Source organism: Klenkia marina, assembly GCF_900101025.1.
GTDB classification, from domain to species: domain Bacteria; phylum Actinomycetota; class Actinomycetes; order Mycobacteriales; family Geodermatophilaceae; genus Klenkia; species Klenkia marina.
Window position 1 is genome coordinate 517332 of record NZ_FMUH01000001.1, and the last position, 16434, is coordinate 533765.

Below are 16434 nucleotides of genomic sequence, written 5' to 3' on the forward strand. Positions count from 1 at the left end.
GTCAGTTCAGCGCGAGCACGACGCCGATGACCGTCCCGATCAGGAGCAGGCCCAGGGACGCCAGCACCCGCGGGGTGGAGCCGGCCCGCCCGTTCGCCGTGGCGTCGGGACGGGTCGGCATGCCCCAGACGGCGGCCGCCCCGCGCGGCACCACGTAGCGCCCCTGCTCCTGACCGGCCCACACGGCCCGGCCGACCGCGTCCACCACGGCCGGACCCGCCTTGTGCAGCGCCTTGGCGTCCACGGTCAGCTGCGCCACGTCGTCGCGCAGCACCAGCTGGGTCGCCCGGGCGTTGGCGGTGGAGGCCACCGCGGTCAAGCGGGTCAGGTCGATGCCCTGCCGGCCGAGCAGCCCGGCGCCCTCGAGCACCCACCCGTCGCTGCGCACCGACCACACCGTGGCCTGCCAGATGAACATCATCGCCAGCATCGCGATGATCGCCGGCAGGAACCACATGATCACCTGGAACTTGTTGCCGCCGTAGAAGGCCACCTCGTAGCCGCCGAAGACCGCGGCGCCCACGAGCACCAGCCCGAGCACCACCAGCGAGGAGACGTGGACGGCGCCGGGCACGCGCTGCGGCGGGCCCAGGGGCGCGACCAGCCCGGGCGCCTGCGGCGGCACCTGCTGCTGGTGGAACTGCTGCTGGGATGCGAACTGCTGCTGGGGTGCGAACTGCTGCTGAGGTGCGAACTGCTGCTGGGGTGCGAACTGCTGCGGCGGCGCGAAATGCTGGCCGTGCAGGGGCGGACCGGGCTGCGGCTGGTACGGGCCGGGCTGGGGCTGCTGCGGTGGCTGCACCGGGGCATCGTGCCACCGGCCCCTGGGTCAGTCCTCGACCGGCGCGGTGAGCAGCTCGAGCACGTCGTCGACCTCGGTCGACACCCGCAGCCGCTCGGCCCGCTCGGGGTCCATCAGCACCTCGGCGAGCGCGGCCAGCACCGGCAGGTGCCCCTCGCCGACCGCGGCGATGCCGATGACCACGTGGGCGGTGCCGTTGCCCCAGTCGACGCCCGCCGGGTACCGCACCACGGTCATCGCGTCCGACCGCACCGCGGCCTTGCCGCCAGCCGTGCCGTGCGGGATGGCCACGCCCTCGCCCATGTAGGTGGACACCGAGTCCTCGCGCTCGAGCATCGACTCCACGTAGGAGGGGTCGACCGCGCCCGCGGCGACCAGCAGCTCGCCGGCCTGCCGCACGGCCTCGGTGCGGTCGGCGGCCCGGCCGTCGAGCCGGATGCGGCTGGGGTCGAGCAGCCCGCCGAGGTCAGCCATCGATGGTGGTGCCGCCGTGGATGGCGGCGACGACGCCGTCGACCGCCGGGTCGCCCACGAAGTCCCGGAACGCCACGACCGGGCGGTCGCCGGCGTGGGCCCGCGTGCGGTCGGCCAGCTTGGTGTGGGTGAGGACGACGTCGGCGTCGACCGGGATGGCGTCGATCGGGCTGTGCTCGATCACCACCCCGTTGTCCTTGAGCCGCTTCTTGAGCTGGTTGGCCATGAGCACGCTGCTGCCCATGCCCGCGTCGCAGGCGATGACGAGCTTGCGGACCTGGGAACCTTCGATGCTCGGCACGGGATCTCCTGCTCGACGGGGACGACCTCGGTGGTCGCGGCGTCCAGCTTCCCATCCCCCGGCCGGCGGCGCGGGGTCAGACCCGCTGCACCCGCGGGCCCGCCTCGGCCAGCTCGGCCGCCGTGCGGGCGTCCAGGCCGGTGTCGGTGATGAGCAGGTCGACCGCGTCGAGCTCGGCGAAGCGGGCGAAGTGGTCGCGCCCCACCTTGGTGTGGTCGGCGAGCAGCACCACCCGGCGGGCCGCGGCGACCATCGCGGTCTTCACGGCGGCCTCGGCCGGGTCCGGGGTGGTGAGCCCGCGCTCGACCGACACCCCGTTGGTGGCCAGCAGGGCCAGGTCGACGTAGATGCCCGACAGCGCCGACAGCGCCCACGGATCGACCGAGGCCAGCGTGCGCCCCCGCACCCGGCCGCCCAGCAGCAGCACGGTGAGGTTGGGGAACGAGGCCAGCCGGCCCGCCAACGACAGTGCGTTGGTGACCACCGTGAGCTCGCGGTCGGTCGGCATGAGGTCCCCGAGCCGGGCGGTGGTGGTGCCCGCGTCGATGAGCACCGCGCCCTCCTCGGGCAGCTCGGCGATGGCCGCCTTCGCGATGCGCTCCTTCTCCGCGGTCAGCACGACGTCGCGGGCGGCGACCGGCGGCTCGAAGCCCAGCCGCTCGACCGGGATCGCCCCGCCGTGCACGCGGCGCAGCACGCCGACCCGCTCGAGGGCCGTGAGGTCCTTGCGGATCGTCTCGGGTGCGACGTCCAGCTCGACGGCCAGCTCGCTGACGTCGACCCGGCCCGCGGCCCGAGCTGCCCGCAGGATGTGCTCCTGACGTTCCTCCGCGTACACGCGCTCCCCTTGGTCGAGCCTGCTGGGGCTGTGCTTACGGGCCCGGACGGAGCCAGTCAAGGCAGAACGGCACCCGGGCGCGTGGCACGCACCACTCCCGTCACCGGCCTATCGTCGGCAGGCGTGGCGACCGCGCGACCGAACCCCGCCCAGTGGGTCTGGTACGCCCTGGGCGGCGGTCTGCCCCGCTCGATGGCCGACTGGGTGCTCGCCGACACCACCGGTCCCGGGTGGGCCCGCCGCCACCTGACGCGTGCGCTGGTGCAGCTGAGCCCCGTGCTGCTGGTCTGCCTGCTCGCCGTCCCGGTGCCCGTGTCCTACCGCCTGGCGGCGTGCGGCGGCGGCGTGCTGCTCGGGCTGCTGTTCTCCGCGGCCTACATGACCGAGACCAGCGAGCACCGGGCGGTGAAGGCCGGCTGGCCGCCGGGCACCACTCGGCGGGTGCGGGAGGAGCGCGCCGAGCGGGCGGCGATCGAACGCGGTGCCCGCTACCGCCGGGACGGCGCCGGATCGTTCGACTGAGCCCCGTGTCCGGATCGAACGGACGACCTTCCGCTTACAAGGCGGGTGCTCTACCACTGAGCTAACGGGGCGTGCGTGCCCGGAGCAGGCTACCGGGCGGGGCGCCCCACCCGGACCCGCACCGGGGCTCCCAGACAGCTCACAGCCCACGTGCAGCGCCGGGATAGCCGGCGAGCCGATGGTGGTCCCCGAGCGAGCGGAGAAGCCCTCGCGTCGTGGGGAGGAACCACAGTGACCGAGCAGCACCGTCCGGGGGACGAGACCGGACAGCACGTCGACCGGTACCCGGGCCTGCCGGCGCAGCCCCCGCACCCGCAGCAGGGTCAGCACCCCCAGCACGGCCCGTACCCGCAGCAGCCGGCCGCGCCGCACCAGGGTTGGACGGGGCAGCAGCCGACCCAGGTGCTCGGAGCCCCGGGTGGCCACCAGCAGCAGGGCGCGGGCCACCCCGGCCTGCCGCCGGTCTTCACGCCCCCCGCCCCGCCGGCCGGCAGGGCCCGCACCGGGCGCTGGCGGATCGCGGTGGCCGGGCTGGCCGCCGGCGCCCTCATCGGCGGCGGCGCCGGGGCCGGCGTGGTCAGCCTGCTGGACACCCACGGGTCGTCGTCGACCTCGGCGACCGCGGCGCAGAACGTGGTCATCACCGACCCGCAGAACGCCACGTCGGCGACCGCCGCCGCGGCGAAGGCCGAGCCCAGCGTGGTGACCGTCTACGTCACCGACGGCTCGGGTGCGGGCTCGGGCTCGGGCGTGGTGCTGACCGACGACGGCTACGTGCTGACCAACAACCACGTGGTGACCCTCGACAGCAGCACCGGGTCGGCGAAGGTGCAGGTCACGACGTCCCAGGGCACGCTCTACGACGCCACGGTGGTCGGCACCGACCCGACCTCCGACCTCGCGGTCATCAAGCTGACCGACGCCTCCGGGCTGACCCCGGCCACGTTCGCCGACTCCGGCACGGTGCAGGTCGGCGACCAGGCCGTGGCCATCGGCGCCCCCCTGGGGCTGTCGAACACGGTCACCACCGGCATCGTCAGCGCCCTCGACCGCGCCGTGGCCACCGGGTCGGACCAGAACACCACGGTCATCGACGCCATCCAGACCGACGCCGCGATCAACCCGGGCAACTCCGGCGGCGCGCTGGTGAACGCAGCCGGCGAGGTCATCGGGATCAACTCGGCCATCGCCACGGTCGCCGGCGGGCAGGGCTCGCAGGAGTCCCAGAGCGGCAACATCGGCGTCGGCTTCGCCATCCCGTCCGACACCGCCCAGCGGGTCGCGAAGCAGATCATCGAGACCGGCACGGCCACCCACGCCCTGCTCGGGGTCAGCGCGCAGACCGCCTCGGCCAGCGGCTCCGAGGTCGGCGAGGGCGCGCAGGTCGCCCAGGTGGCCACCGGCGGTCCCGCCGCGGAGGCCGGGATCCAGGTGGGTGACGTGATCACCGCGGTGGGCGACCGCGAGATCACCACCTCCACCGAGCTCACCGCTGCGGTGCGCAGCGCCTCGCCGGGGGACCAGGTGACGCTGACCGTCCGCCGCGGGAGCAGCACCGACACCGTCGACGTCACCCTGGGCACCGCCTCCAGCTAGGCCGGGACGACGGAGGGGGCGGTACCGCGACGCGGTACCGCCCCCTCTGCATAGCCTGGGCCGGTGACGGCCCCCCTCCCGCTGACCGGCGCGCTCGACGACCCGGCCCGGGCCCGCGACCTCGCGAAGATGAAGCGCCTGGCCACCGGGCTGTTCGTGGGCGCCGCGCTGGTGTTCCTGGCCTGCGTGCTCCTCGGCGGCGACCGCACCTGGGTGGGCTACGTGCGCGCCACCGCCGAGGCCTCGATGGTCGGTGCACTGGCCGACTGGTTCGCCGTCACCGCGCTCTTCCGGCACCCGCTGCGGCTGCCGATCCCGCACACCGCGATCATCCCGCGCAAGAAGGACCAGATCGGCGAGAGCCTGGGCACCTTCGTGCAGGAGAACTTCCTGACCCCGGCGGTCGTCGACGAGCGGCTGGCCGGCTACGACGTCCCCGGCCGCATCGGGGAGTTCCTCGGCGCCCCCGGTCGGGCCGAGCGGCTGGCCGGCGACGCGGGCACCGCCGTCCGGGCCCTGTTCGACCTGCTGGACGACGACGTCGTGCAGGACGCCGTCGGCTCCCTCGTCGACCGCAAGGCGCGCGAGACCCCGGCCGCCCCGGTGCTGGCGCGGGTGATCGAGGCGGTGGTCGACGGCGACAAGCACCAGGACGTGCTGTCGGCCGGGCTGACCGGGCTGGCCGGGTTCCTGCGCGAGAACCGCTCGCTGTTCCGGGCGCAGCTGTCCGACGCCTCCCCCGCCTGGGTGCCCGACTGGGTGGACGACCGGGTGTTCGTGCGGGCGTTCGACGGCGTGCAGCGGTTCCTCGCCGAGGTGGGCGCCGACCCCCGGCACGAACTGCGCCGCTCGTACGACGCCCGGCTGCGGGCCTACGTGCACGCCCTGCGCACCGACCCGGCCACCGCCGCCAAGGTCGAGGAGTTCAAGGCCGAGCTGCTCGACCACCCGGCGGTGCGCGCCTGGTCGGCCGGGCTGTGGGGCACCGCGAAGACCGCGCTGCTGACCGCTGCCGACGACCCGGACTCCGCGCTGCGCGCCCGGGTGGCCGACCTGGTGCGCCGGGCGGCGACGCTGCTGCGCGAGGACGAGACCGTGCGCACCCAGGTGCAGAAGCAGACGCAGCGGGCCGCCCGGTGGGCCGTGCAGCGGTTCAGCGGGGACGCCGCCGAGCTGGTCAGCACCACGGTCGCCCGCTGGGACACCGAGGAGACCAGCCGGCGCATCGAGCTGCAGGTGGGCCGCGACCTGCAGTGGATCCGGGTCAACGGCACCGTGGTCGGCGGCCTGGCCGGCCTGGTCATCTACACCCTGGCCCAGCTGCTGGGCTGAGCCCGCGTCACCGGTCCGTGCGCCGAGGCACGCGTCGAGGGTGGGCAGCCGTGCTGCACGTGGAGAACGGGGTTCGCGCCCTCCCGCACACCGGCGAGGGGGCGGGAACCCCGCACTCGGCATGCAGAACGGCACCGACGGCACCGGTCAGCCGAGGGTGAAGCCGCTCCACTCGAAACCGGGCGAGACCACGCAGCTGACCAGCACCTCGCCGTCGACCGGCGCCGCGCTCTGCCGCACCCCGGCCGGGACGAGGACCTGCGGGTGGTCGGCGTCCAGGCGCACCTGCTCCTCCCCCACCTGCAGGTCGAGCGCGCCCGGGCCGTGCCACAGCCACAGCTCATCGGCGTCCACCGTGTGCGCCGCTGAGGACTCCCCCGCCGCCAGCAGGTACAGGATCGCGGTGGCCTGCGGGCGGCCAGCGTCGCCGGCCGGCCCGGTCCAGGTGCGCCGGAACCACCCGCCCTCGGGGTGCGCGGCCAGGTCCAGCCGCTCAGCCGTCGCCGGTCGCACGGTCATCGACACCCACCCCGCTCGTCGGCGGGGTGATCAGCCCGGGTCAACTGCTGCCCCCCACGCAGGAGGGCAGCAGCTGACCCGCGGTGATCATGCGCCCGCCGCCGGGATCAGCGGCGGCGGGCCGAGGCCGCGGCGTAGAGCGCGATGCTGGCCGCGACGCTGACGTTGAGCGACTCGGTGTCCTTGGTCATCGGGATGCGCAGCACGACGTCGCACCGCTCGCGCACCAGCCGGGACAGCCCGGCACCCTCGGCGCCCACGACCAGGGCCAGCGGGTCGGCGAAGCCGGTGAACTCGTGCAGCTCCATGTCCGCGTCGTCGCCGGCCAGGCCGACGGTCTGCAGCCCGGCCTCCTGGTAGGAGGCCAGCGCCCGGGCCAGGTTGACCGCGCGGGCCACCCGGATGCGGGCCGCGGCACCGGCGGAGGTGCGCCAGGCCGACGCGGTCATGCCGACCGCGCGCCGCTGCGGGACGACGACGCCGTGCGCGTCGAACGCTGCCGCGGAGCGGACGACGGCGCCCAGGTTGCGCGGGTCGGTGATGCCGTCGAGGGCCACCACCAGCGGCGCACGGTTGCCGTCGCGGGCGATGTCGAGGAGGTCGTCGGGGTGCGCGTAGTCGTAGGGCGGGACCATGAGCCCGATGCCCTGGTGCAGCGCGCCGTCGCTCATCCGGTCGAACTCGGCGCGGCCGACCTCCATGAGCGGCAGGCCGCGGTCGCCGGCCAGCTGCACGGCCTCGGCGATGCGCTCGTCGGTGCCCCCGCGGCTGGTGTCGCCGGTGACCACGTAGAGCGCGGTCGCCGGGATGCGGGCGCGCAGCGCCTCGACCACGGGGTTGCGGCCCAGCAGCAGCTCGGGCTGCTCCTCGTTGCGGCGTTGCACCCGGGCGCGGTTGTCCCGGCGGGCGGCGGCCTGCTTGGCCGCCTTGTACGCCGGGTGGTAGGGCCGGTCCTCGGCCTTGGGGGTGGCCCCGCGGCCGGCGAGCGACCGCCGGTTCTTGCCGCCGGTGCCGCTGGTGGCCGTCTTCTTCCCGGCCCCGGCCGACCGGCCGCGTCGCTGGCTGTTGCCCGCCATCAGCGGGTCACCTCTTCTCTGCTGCCGCCGCGGCTCACCGGGAGAGCTCCCAGCGCGGGCCGGACGGGGTGTCCTCGACGACGACGCCGAGGGTGGTCAACTGGTCGCGGACGGCGTCGGCCGCCGCGTAGTCCTTGCGGGCCCGGGCGGCTGCGCGCTGCTCGAGGGCCAGGCGCACGAGGCCGTCGGTGACCTCGGTCAGCCGGGTGTCCGAACCGCCCTCGGCCCACTGCGGGTCGAGCGGGTCCAGCCCGAGCACGCCCAGCATGGCGCGCACCGCGCCGAACTCGGCGGCCACCGCGGCGTCGTCCCCGTCGGCCAGCGCGGTGTTGCCGACCCGGGCGTGCTCGTGGGCCACCGCGACGGCGGCCGGCGTCCCGAGGTCGTCGTCCAGGGCGGCGGCGAAGGGGGCCGGCAGCGCGCCGCCCTCGGTGACCCCGACCCGCTCGACCGCGCGGCGGACGAAGGACTCCAGCCGCCGGTAGGCGGCCCCGGCGTCGGCGAGCGCGGCGTCGGTGAACTCGATGGTCGAGCGGTAGTGCGGGGCGACCAGGTAGTAGCGCAGCTCGACCGGCCGCACCCGGGTGACGACCTCGTCGACCAGGGCGGTGTTGCCCATCGACTTGCTCATCTTCTCCCCGCCCAGGGTGACCCAGCCGTTGTGCAGCCAGTACCGGGTGAAGGAGTCGCCGGCCGCGCGGGACTGCGCCTGCTCGTTCTCGTGGTGCGGGAAGCGGAGGTCCAGCCCGCCGCCGTGGATGTCGAACTCCCCGCCCAGGTACTTGTGCGCCATGGCCGAGCACTCGAGGTGCCAGCCGGGCCGGCCGCGACCCCACGGGGTGTCCCAGGAGGCGGTGTCCGGGTCGGTGGGCTTGTGCGCCTTCCACAGCGCGAAGTCGCGGGGGTCGCGCTTGAGGTCGTCGGTGTCGGCGTCGCCGGCGGGCTGCAGGTCCTCGACCTTCTGCCCGGTCAGCTCGCCGTACGCCGGCCAGGACCGGACGTCGAAGTACACGTCGCCGCCGGCGGCGTAGGCGTGCCCACGCTCGACCAGCCGGGCGATCATCTCGACCATCTCGGGCACGTGACCGGTGGCCCGCGGCTCGTAGGTGGGGGGCAGCGTGCCCAGCACCTGGTAGGCGCGGGTGCAGGCCAGCTCGTTGCGGTAGGCCCAGTCCCACCACTCGACGCCGTTCGCCGCGGCCTTGGCCAGGATCTTGTCGTCGACGTCGGTGACGTTGCGGACGAAGGTGACGTCGAGCCCGCCGTGGGTCAGCCACCGGCGCAGGACGTCGAAGGCCAGCGCCGCGCGCACGTGGCCGATGTGCGGCGGGCCCTGCACCGTCAGCCCGCAGACGTACATCGACACCTCACCGGCACGCAGGGGCGTGAAGTCGCGCACGGCGCGCGCGGCCGTGTCGTACAGGCGGAGGCTCACTGCGCGGAGTCTACGGAGGTCGCGGGCGCGCTCCGGACCACGAGCGCGGTGGCCACCGCCGCCCGCCCCTCCCCGCGGCCGGTGAGCCCCAGGCCGTCGGTGGTGGTGGCGGTCAGCCCGACCGGCGCCCCCAGCGCGGCCGACAGCACCTGCTCGGCCTCGGCCCGGCGGGGCCCGACCTTGGGGGTGTTGCCGATCAGCTGCACGGTCGCGTTGCCCACCACCCAGCCGGCGGCCGCCAGGGTCTCGCGCACGTGCACCAGGACGTCGGCCCCGCGGGCGCCGGCCCAGCGGGGGTCGTCGGTGCCCAGCAGGCCGCCGATGTCGCCCAGGCCGGCGGCCGACAGGACGGCGTCGGTGAGGGCGTGGGCGACGACGTCGCCGTCGGAGTGCCCGGCGCAGCCGTCGACGCCGGGCCACTCGAGGCCGGCCAGCCAGCAGGTGCGCCCGGCCTCGACCGGGTGCACGTCGGTGCCCGTGCCCACGCGGGGCAGCGGCGCGCTCACCGGGCGGCCAGCCGGTGCTCGGCCTGCACGAGGTCGTGGGGCACGGTGATCTTGGCGGCCAGCTCGTCGCCGGCCACGGTGTGCACGACCACGCCCTGCGCCCGCACGACGGAGGCGTCGTCGGTGTAGGCCTGCTCGTCGGTCACCGCGGCGTAGGCGGCGAGCAGGGTGGCGCGGTCGAAGCCCTGCGGGGTCTGCACCCGGCGCAGCGCGTCGCGGGCGACCTCGGTGACCACGCGGTCGCCGTCGACCTCGACGGTGGTGTCGACGACCGGCAGCACCGGGACGACGGCGCGGGCACCGGCGGCCAGCGCGGCCAGCACCCGGGTGACCACGGCGGCCGGGGTGAACGGCCGGGCGGCGTCGTGCACGAGCACCGGCCCGTCGCCCGCGACGCAGTGGGCCAGCGCGTTGCGCACCGACGCGGTGCGGGTGGCGCCGCCGGCGACCAGGGTGACCTCGGCGGGCAGCAGCGCGGCGAACTCGCCGCGGTGCTCGTCCGGCACGGCGACGACGACGTCGGGCACGCCGGCGGCCAGCAGGCCCTCGACGGCGTGCGCGACCAGCGGGCGGCCGCCGACCTCGACCAGGGCCTTGGGCACCGGACGCCCGGAGCGGACCGCGCCCAGACGCACTCCGCTCCCGGCCGCGACGACGATGGCGGTCGCGGATCCGGGAGCGGGGTGGTGGTGGTGCGGGGGGTTCGTGCTCAGCTGGCCAGGACCTCGTCGAGCAGGATCTCGGCCTTGTCCTCGTTGGTGCCCTCGGCGAGCGCGAGCTCGCTGACCAGGATCTGGCGGGCCTTGGAGAGCATGCGCTTCTCACCGGCGGACAGGCCGCGGTCCTTGTCGCGACGCCACAGGTCGCGGACGACCTCGGCCACCTTGTTCACGTCGCCGGAGGCCAGCTTCTCGAGGTTGGCCTTGTACCGGCGCGACCAGTTGGTCGGCTCCTCGGTGTGCGGGGCGCGCAGCACCTCGAACACCTTGTCCAGGCCTTCCTGGCCCACGACGTCGCGGACGCCGACGATCTCGGCGTTGTCGGCCGGGACGCGTACGGTCAGGTCGCCCTGGGCGACCTTGAGCACGAGGTACGACTTCTCGACGCCCTTGATCGTGCGCTGCTCGATCGCCTCGATCAGTGCTGCGCCGTGGTGCGGGTAGACGACGGTCTCGCCGACGGTGAAGCCCATGTGTGTGTGACCCCTTTCGCTCTGCCCAGAATACCACGGGACGGGTCGCACCGGACTGGTTGGTCCTGCCAAACGTGCAGGTCAGGGGCTTGTCGCTGGTCAGGGTGGGGTTGACAGAGGGGTGGTCGGTGTGCCTGTGGACGACGAGGAGGCCCCCCCGGGGGCGTGGCGGACGGTCGTCGCGATGGCCCTGGCGACCCATCTCGGGCCCACCGTGGCGGTCACCTCGGTGGCCGCGCTGCTGGCCGTCGCCGCCGACGTCGGGGCGGCCCGCACCGCACTGGTGGCCCTCGCGGTGCTCGCTGGCCAGGCGTCGATCGGCTGGAGCAACGACTGGCTGGACGCCGACCGCGACGCCGCCGTCGCCCGGGCCGACAAGCCCACCGTGCAGGGCCTGGTGACCCCGGCCCGACTGCGGGCGGCGGCGTTGACCGCGGTGGTCGTGGCCGTCGTCGCCTCGCTGGCCCTCGGCCCCGCGCCCGGCGTCCTGCTGCTCGGCGTGGTCGCCGGCGGCTGGGCGTACAACGCGGGCCTCAAGCGGACGGCGGCCTCGCTGCTGCCCTACCTCGTCGCCTTCGGCCTGCTCCCCGCCGGTGTGGTCGCGGCGGCGCCGGGCACCCCGGTCGCGCCCTGGTGGCTGGTCGCGGCCGGGGCCCTGCTCGGCGGCGCGGCGCACCTGGCCAACGTCGCCCCCGACCTCGAGGACGACGCGGCCACCGGCGTGCGGGGCCTGCCCCACCGCCTGGGCGCCCGCACATCCGCCCTGGTCGCCGCCGGCCTCCTGGGTGCGGCGTCGCTGGTCCTGGTGCTCGGCCCGGCCGGCCCGCCCACCGTCCTCGGGTGGCTGGCGCTGGTGGTCGCCGTCCCGGCCCTGGTCGTCGCGGGGCTCGCCGGCAGCGAGCGGTTCCGGGCCGCCGCGTTCCCAGCGGTGATGCTGCTGACCGTCGTCGACGTCGTGCTGCTCGTCCTCGGCGGTTCGGCGCTTCAGTAGGGGTCGGTGCCCCGCTCGCGCTCCTGGGCCACGACGGCCTCGAGGTCCTTGAGCCGGCCCAGCCCGGCCAGGGGCTGGGCCATGCGGCGGTTGCCGCGCAGCACCGGCTCGACCCGGTCGAGGAAGCCCCAGTACCCGGCGGTGAACGGGCAGGCGTCCTCGCCCAGCCGCTTCTTCGGGTCGTACCGGCAGCCGCCGCAGTAGTCGCTCATCCGGTCGATGTAGGCCCCGCCCGAGGCGTAGGGCTTGGTCGCCAGCACCCCGCCGTCGGCGTGCTGGCTCATGCCCACCACGTTGGGGACCATGACCCAGTCGTAGGCGTCGACGAACGTGCGGTGCATCCAGTCGGTCATCGCCAGCGGCTCGATGCCGCGCTGCAGGGCGTAGTTGCCCAGCACCATGAGCCGCGGGATGTGGTGCACCCAGCCGCGGTCGCGCAGGTCGCCGACCACGCCGGACAGGCAGGCCGCATCCAGGTCGGCGGTGTCCAGCTCCGCCATCCAGGCGGGCACCTCGGCGTGCGCGCCGAGGGCGTTGCCGTGCCGGTAGTCGCGGCCCAGGTGCCAGTACAGGTGCCAGATGTAGTCCCGCCAGCCCATCACCTGCCGCACGAAGCCCTCGACCGAGTTCAGCGGGAGGCCGTGCTCGCGGTAGGCGTCCTCGGCGCGCTGGACGACCTCGCGCGGGTCGACCAGCCCGAGGTTCATCGGGGCCGAGAGCAACGAGTGCGCCAGCCAGGGCTCGCCGGCGAGCATGGCGTCCTCGTGCGGGCCGAACGCGGACAGCCGGTGCTCCAGGAAGTCGCGTAGCCGGTGCAGGGTCTCGCGGCGGGTGACCGGGAACAACCGGGGGCCGTCGGCCCCGACGAACTGCACGTCGCCGTCGCGCTCCCAGCGGTCGAGGTCGGCGCGCACCTCCTCGTCGATCTCGTCCTCGGTCGGCAGCCACGGCCGGGGCGCCGGCGAGCGGCCGTCGGCGGGCGGGGGCTCGCGGTTGTCGTGGTCGAAGTTGTACTTGCCACCCGTCGGCTCGGCGCCCTCCATCAGGACGTCGTGGTGCTGGCGGGCGGCCCGGTAGAAGTCGTCCATGAGCAGCCGCTTCCCGCCGTCGGTGCCGCGGCCGGTCGCCCAGCGCCGGAAGGTCTGCTCGTCGGTGACGAACCCGCGCGAGGCGAGCACCTGCACGCCGTCGCGGGCGAGCACGAAGTCGCGGGCCGGCCAGGTGGTCGGCGCGCAGACGCTCAGCGGCTCACCGACGGCGTCGAGGGCCTCGGCGTAGGTGCCGGTCTGCAGGAAGCGGGCGCGGTCACCGAGCTCGGCGGCCCGGTGCCGCAGGGCCGACAGGATCAGGTGCGCCTTCTGCCGGTGGAACCGGCGGCGCCGGAACACCGCCCGGGACTCGACCAGCAGCACCTCCTGGTGCGGGTCGTCGAGGAAGTGCGGGCCCAGCTGGTCGGCGAAGCACCACCGCCGGGTGCCCGGCGCGCGCTCCGGGAAGTCGGCCAGCGCCGGATCGTCGTGAGCCACACCCGTCACCTCCACGCGCGCATCGTGGGGTGACCGTTAGGCTCTGCGCGACTCGAGTCGACGATGCCCGGTACCCCCGGTGCTCCAGGAGGTCCCCCGCCGTGAACCGCGTTGTGCGCGCCGCCACGATCGGTGTGCTGGTGCTGTCCCCGGTGGCCCTGTCCGCCTGCAGCGCCGGCCAGATCGCGCAGACCGCCACCCAGGACCGCGACATCCGCGGCGGCCAGGCCGACGTGGGCGACATCCACCTGCGCACGGCCACCACGGCGTACCCGCAGAACGGCGTCTACGCCGAGGGCGGCGACGCCCGCCTGCTGGTCGCCATCGCGAACTCCGGGCAGGCCGACGACGAGCTGGTCGACATCTCCGGCCCCGGCTTCGAGTCGGTCGAGATCCTCGACCCCCAGTCGGAGTCCGAGTCCCCCACCGGCTTCGTGATCCCGGCCGGCCAGAACGTGTACGTCGGCGACGGCGGCCCCGCGGTCACCCTGGTGGGCCTCACCGAGGAGATCACCCCGGCGCAGTCGCTGGAGGTCACGTTCACCTTCCGCGACGCCGGTGAGGTCACCGTGCCCGTCCTGGTCGGCACCCCCGCGCTCGACCTGCCACGCGGCGAGGGCTTCGACTTCCACCACGAGGGCGAGGGCGAGGGCGCGGAGTAACCGCTCCCGCGTTCTGTCGTACCCCCGCGGCACCATGACCGCGTGCCCCCGACCGTCGTGAAGTCCCGCCCCGGCCACCGCTGCAGCGAATGCGGTTTCGCCGCCACCCGCTGGATGGGGCGCTGCCCCGAGTGCCAGGCCTGGGGCACGCTCACCGAGGTCGGCGGCGGCGCCTCCGGCGGGCTGCGCGCGGTGACCCCCGGCCCGGTCACCGGGCGGGCCCGCCCGATCGCCCAGGTCGAGCTCTCGGGCTCGCGGGCGGTGCCCACCGGCATCGGCGAGTTCGACCGGGTGCTGGGCGGGGGCCTCGTGCCCGGTGCGGTCCTGCTGGTCGCCGGTGAGCCCGGGGTGGGCAAGTCCACCCTGCTGCTCGAGGTCGCCCACCGGGTCGCCGAGGCGAACGGGCCCACCCTCGTGGTCTCCGGCGAGGAGTCGGCCGCCCAGGTGCGACTGCGGGCCGAACGCATCGGCGCGCTGCACCCTCAGCTGTTCCTGGCCGCCGAGACCGAGCTGTCCGCGGTGCTGTCGCACATCGAGGAGGTCAACCCCTCGCTGCTGGTGCTCGACAGCGTGCAGACCGTCCGCTCCCCCGCCGTCGACGGCACCGACGGGGGCGCCACCCAGGTGCGCGCCGTGGCCAGCGCGCTCACCGGCATCGCCAAGTCCCGCGGCATGACCGTCATCCTGGTCGGCCACGTCACCAAGGACGGCGCCATCGCCGGTCCGCGCGCGCTCGAGCACCTCGTCGACGTCGTCATCAGCTTCGACGGCGAGCGGCACTCCACCCTGCGCATGGTGCGGGCGACCAAGAACCGCTTCGGCCCGGCCGACGAGATCGGCTGCTTCGAGATCGGCGACGGCGGGGTCGTCGGGGTGCCCGACCCCTCCCACCTGTTCGTGTCCAAGCGCTCGGTGCCGGTGGCCGGCAGCAGCGTCACGGTGACCATGGAGGGCAGCCGTCCGCTGCTGGCCGAGGTGCAGTCGCTGGTGGCCACCAACGCCGGTGGCGGCTCGCCCCGGCGGGCGGTCAGCGGCCTCGACCCGCAGCGCCTGGCCATGATCAACGCGGTGGTCGAGCGCCGCGGCGGGGTGCCGCTGGCCAGTGCCGACGTCTTCGCCGCCTCGGTCGGCGGCGTGCGCATCCTCGAGCCCGCCGCCGACATGGCGATCGCCCTGGCCATCGCCTCAGCGGCCAAGGACAAGGCTCTGCCGGTGGGCATGGTCGCCTTCGGCGAGGTCAGCCTGTCCGGCGAGGTGCGCCGGGTCGGCGGCATCGGGCGTCGGCTCGCCGAGGCGGCCCGGCAGGGGTACACCCTCGCGGTCGTCCCGCCCGACCCGGGCCCGGTCCCGCGCGGCCTGCGGGTGGTCGAGATCCCCGATCTCGGCTCGGTCCTGAACAGGCTGTTCTGAGCCCGCACGGCAGGTCTCCGCGAGATCACGGGGCGACCGCGGCCCCGGCCACGCCGAGGCCCGTCACCTAGACTCGTGCCCACGCCCCCACCCCCAGACCCCCAGGAGCGACCGTGCCGTCCGTGGACCCCGACGTCGCACTGCGTGAGCTGCTGGGGCGCATCGCCCCCGGCACCGCGCTCCGCGACGGGCTGGAGCGGATCCTGGCCGGCCGCACCGGGGCGCTGATCGTGCTCGGCTACGACCGCGTGGTCGAGTCCCAGTGCACCGGGGGCTTCGCCCTCGACGTCGCGCTGTCGGCCACCCGGCTGCGCGAACTCGCCAAGATGGACGGCGCGGTCATCGTGTCGGCCGACGGCAGCCGCATCGTGCGGGCCGGTGTGCACCTCATGCCCGACCCGACCATCCCCACCGAGGAGTCGGGCACCCGGCACCGCACCGCCGAGCGGGTGGCGCTGCAGACCGGTTTCCCGGTCATCTCGGTGAGCCAGTCGATGCACATCATCTCGGTCTACGTCGCCGGTCGCCGCTACACCCTCGAGCACCCCACCACGATCCTGGCCCGGGCCAACCAGGCCCTGGCCGCGCTCGAGCGCTACAAGCTGCGCCTCGACGAGGTCGCCAGCACGCTGTCCGCGCTCGAGATCGAGGACCTCGTCACCGTCCGCGACGCGATGAGCGTCAGCCAGCGGCTGGAGATGGTCCGCCGCATCGCCGACGAGATCGAGGGCTTCGTCGTCGAGCTGGGCACCGACGGCCGGCTGCTGGCCCTCCAGCTCGACGAGATGCTCGCCGGCGTCGAGGACGACCGCGGGCTGCTCGTGCGCGACTACCTGCCCGCCGACGGCCGCCGCACGCCCGCCGGGGAGGAGGTGCTCACCGACCTGCGCGCGCTGAGCGCCACCGAGCTGCTCGACCTCTCCGCGGTCGCCCGCTGCTACGGGCTGCCCACCTCGCCCGACGCCCTCGACTCCCCGGTCAGCCCGCGCGGCTACCGGCTGCTGGCCCGGGTGCCCCGCCTGCCGGCCGGCATCATCGACCGGCTGGTCACCCACTTCGGTGGGCTGCAGAAGCTGCTGGCCGCCACCATCGAGGACCTGCTGAGCGTCGACGGCGTCGGCGAGGCCCGCGCCCGCGGCATCCGTGAAGGCCTGTCCCGGCTCGCCGAGACCTCGATCCTCGACCGGTACAGCTAGCAGGAGGACCCGCCCCCCGCGACCGTGTGCGCACGCCGCGGGACCGCGGGACGGGG

Annotated in this window: 18 protein-coding genes and 1 tRNA gene; 7 read left to right on the forward strand and 12 right to left on the reverse strand. The window is 75.0% G+C overall.

Annotation, left to right across the window (positions count from 1 at the left end; all coding sequences use genetic code 11):
* Position 1: 1 nt before the first annotated feature.
* The 4 genes from BLP29_RS02645 to BLP29_RS02660 all read right to left on the reverse strand — a co-directional run bounded on the left by BLP29_RS02645 (position 2) and on the right by BLP29_RS02660 (position 2415).
* The gene (locus BLP29_RS02645; protein WP_092799506.1) at positions 2–802 is read right to left on the reverse strand and encodes a hypothetical protein; all 801 of its coding nucleotides are present in this window, start codon (positions 800–802) and stop codon (positions 2–4) included.
* 27 nt (positions 803–829) lie between these two features.
* Complete coding sequence (locus BLP29_RS02650) at positions 830–1276, reverse strand: PTS mannitol transporter subunit IIA (RefSeq protein WP_092799508.1); 447 nt, start codon at positions 1274–1276, stop codon at positions 830–832.
* Complete coding sequence (locus BLP29_RS02655; RefSeq protein WP_092799510.1) at positions 1269–1577, reverse strand: PTS lactose transporter subunit IIB; 309 nt, start codon at positions 1575–1577, stop codon at positions 1269–1271. The genes BLP29_RS02650 and BLP29_RS02655 overlap by 8 nt, the downstream gene beginning before the upstream one ends.
* A gap of 76 nt (positions 1578–1653) precedes the next feature.
* On the reverse strand, positions 1654–2415 hold the full coding sequence (locus BLP29_RS02660; RefSeq protein ID WP_092799512.1) for a DeoR/GlpR family DNA-binding transcription regulator: 762 nt from the start codon (positions 2413–2415) through the stop codon (positions 1654–1656).
* 123 nt (positions 2416–2538) lie between these two features.
* On the opposite strand from BLP29_RS02660, the gene BLP29_RS02665 reads away from it, so the two are divergent.
* Complete coding sequence (locus tag BLP29_RS02665; protein WP_092799514.1) at positions 2539–2937, forward strand: DUF5313 family protein; 399 nt, start codon at positions 2539–2541, stop codon at positions 2935–2937.
* On the opposite strand, the gene BLP29_RS02670 is transcribed toward BLP29_RS02665, so the two are convergent.
* Positions 2937–3008: transfer RNA gene (locus BLP29_RS02670), tRNA-Thr, on the reverse strand. The two genes, BLP29_RS02665 and BLP29_RS02670, sit on opposite strands and share 1 nt — an antisense overlap.
* Before the next feature lie 160 nt (positions 3009–3168).
* Here BLP29_RS02670 and BLP29_RS02675 point away from each other — a divergent pair.
* On the forward strand, positions 3169–4533 hold the full coding sequence (locus BLP29_RS02675) for a trypsin-like peptidase domain-containing protein (protein WP_092799516.1): 1365 nt from the start codon (positions 3169–3171) through the stop codon (positions 4531–4533).
* A gap of 63 nt (positions 4534–4596) precedes the next feature.
* On the forward strand, positions 4597–5865 hold the full coding sequence (locus BLP29_RS02680; protein ID WP_243469640.1) for a DUF445 domain-containing protein: 1269 nt from the start codon (positions 4597–4599) through the stop codon (positions 5863–5865).
* A 147-nt stretch (positions 5866–6012) separates the two neighbouring features.
* Here the strand turns inward: BLP29_RS02680 and BLP29_RS02685 are convergent, their stop codons facing one another.
* The 6 genes from BLP29_RS02685 to BLP29_RS02710 all read right to left on the reverse strand — a co-directional run bounded on the left by BLP29_RS02685 (position 6013) and on the right by BLP29_RS02710 (position 10593).
* Positions 6013–6384: a cupin domain-containing protein gene (locus tag BLP29_RS02685; protein ID WP_092800719.1), complete on the reverse strand. Its 372-nt coding sequence runs from the start codon at positions 6382–6384 to the stop codon at positions 6013–6015.
* A 107-nt stretch (positions 6385–6491) separates the two neighbouring features.
* Positions 6492–7460 carry a 23S rRNA (guanosine(2251)-2'-O)-methyltransferase RlmB gene (gene rlmB / locus BLP29_RS02690; protein WP_092799518.1) on the reverse strand — a complete coding sequence of 323 codons (969 nt, stop codon included), beginning with the start codon at positions 7458–7460 and terminating at the stop codon, positions 6492–6494.
* Positions 7461–7494: 34 nt separating this feature from the next.
* On the reverse strand, positions 7495–8895 hold the full coding sequence (gene cysS / locus BLP29_RS02695) for a cysteine--tRNA ligase (protein ID WP_092799520.1): 1401 nt from the start codon (positions 8893–8895) through the stop codon (positions 7495–7497).
* On the reverse strand, positions 8892–9401 hold the full coding sequence (gene ispF, locus BLP29_RS02700) for a 2-C-methyl-D-erythritol 2,4-cyclodiphosphate synthase (RefSeq protein WP_092799522.1): 510 nt from the start codon (positions 9399–9401) through the stop codon (positions 8892–8894). The genes cysS and ispF overlap by 4 nt, the downstream gene beginning before the upstream one ends.
* Positions 9398–10114 (reverse strand): 2-C-methyl-D-erythritol 4-phosphate cytidylyltransferase, encoded by a 717-nt coding sequence (gene ispD, locus BLP29_RS02705; RefSeq protein ID WP_092799524.1) that lies wholly within the window; start codon positions 10112–10114, stop codon positions 9398–9400. The genes ispF and ispD overlap by 4 nt, the downstream gene beginning before the upstream one ends.
* Entirely contained in the window at positions 10111–10593 is a 483-nt protein-coding gene (locus BLP29_RS02710) for a CarD family transcriptional regulator (protein ID WP_092799526.1), read from the reverse strand. The genes ispD and BLP29_RS02710 overlap by 4 nt, the downstream gene beginning before the upstream one ends.
* 130 nt (positions 10594–10723) lie before the next feature.
* Here BLP29_RS02710 and BLP29_RS02715 point away from each other — a divergent pair, with 130 nt between their 5' ends.
* Positions 10724–11584 carry a UbiA family prenyltransferase gene (locus BLP29_RS02715; protein ID WP_243469641.1) on the forward strand — a complete coding sequence of 287 codons (861 nt, stop codon included), beginning with the start codon at positions 10724–10726 and terminating at the stop codon, positions 11582–11584.
* Here the strand turns inward: BLP29_RS02715 and BLP29_RS02720 are convergent.
* Positions 11578–13110 (reverse strand): cryptochrome/photolyase family protein, encoded by a 1533-nt coding sequence (locus BLP29_RS02720; RefSeq protein ID WP_243469642.1) that lies wholly within the window; start codon positions 13108–13110, stop codon positions 11578–11580. The two genes, BLP29_RS02715 and BLP29_RS02720, sit on opposite strands and share 7 nt — an antisense overlap.
* Before the next feature lie 101 nt (positions 13111–13211).
* Between BLP29_RS02720 and BLP29_RS02725 the strand changes: the two genes are divergently transcribed.
* The 3 genes from BLP29_RS02725 (at position 13212) to disA (ending at position 16378) form a co-directional block, all read left to right on the forward strand.
* Complete coding sequence (locus BLP29_RS02725; protein ID WP_165839250.1) at positions 13212–13772, forward strand: copper chaperone PCu(A)C; 561 nt, start codon at positions 13212–13214, stop codon at positions 13770–13772.
* Between the two features lie 42 nt (positions 13773–13814).
* A complete protein-coding gene (radA, locus tag BLP29_RS02730) occupies positions 13815–15182 on the forward strand; it encodes a DNA repair protein RadA (protein WP_207798270.1) in 1368 nt (455 codons plus the stop codon).
* Positions 15183–15295: 113 nt separating this feature from the next.
* Complete coding sequence (gene disA, locus BLP29_RS02735; RefSeq protein ID WP_092799530.1) at positions 15296–16378, forward strand: DNA integrity scanning diadenylate cyclase DisA; 1083 nt, start codon at positions 15296–15298, stop codon at positions 16376–16378.
* The last annotated feature ends 56 nt before the right edge of the window (positions 16379–16434 follow it).

Coding starts and splice junctions, on each gene's coding strand:
- BLP29_RS02650 (WP_092799508.1), bottom strand. CDS start 1,276: ATGGCTGACCTCGGCGGGCTGCTCGACCCCAGCCGCATCCGGCTCGAC.
- BLP29_RS02685 (WP_092800719.1), bottom strand. CDS start 6,384: ATGACCGTGCGACCGGCGACGGCTGAGCGGCTGGACCTGGCCGCGCAC.
- rlmB (WP_092799518.1), bottom strand. CDS start 7,460: ATGGCGGGCAACAGCCAGCGACGCGGCCGGTCGGCCGGGGCCGGGAAG.
- BLP29_RS02710 (WP_092799526.1), bottom strand. CDS start 10,593: ATGGGCTTCACCGTCGGCGAGACCGTCGTCTACCCGCACCACGGCGCA.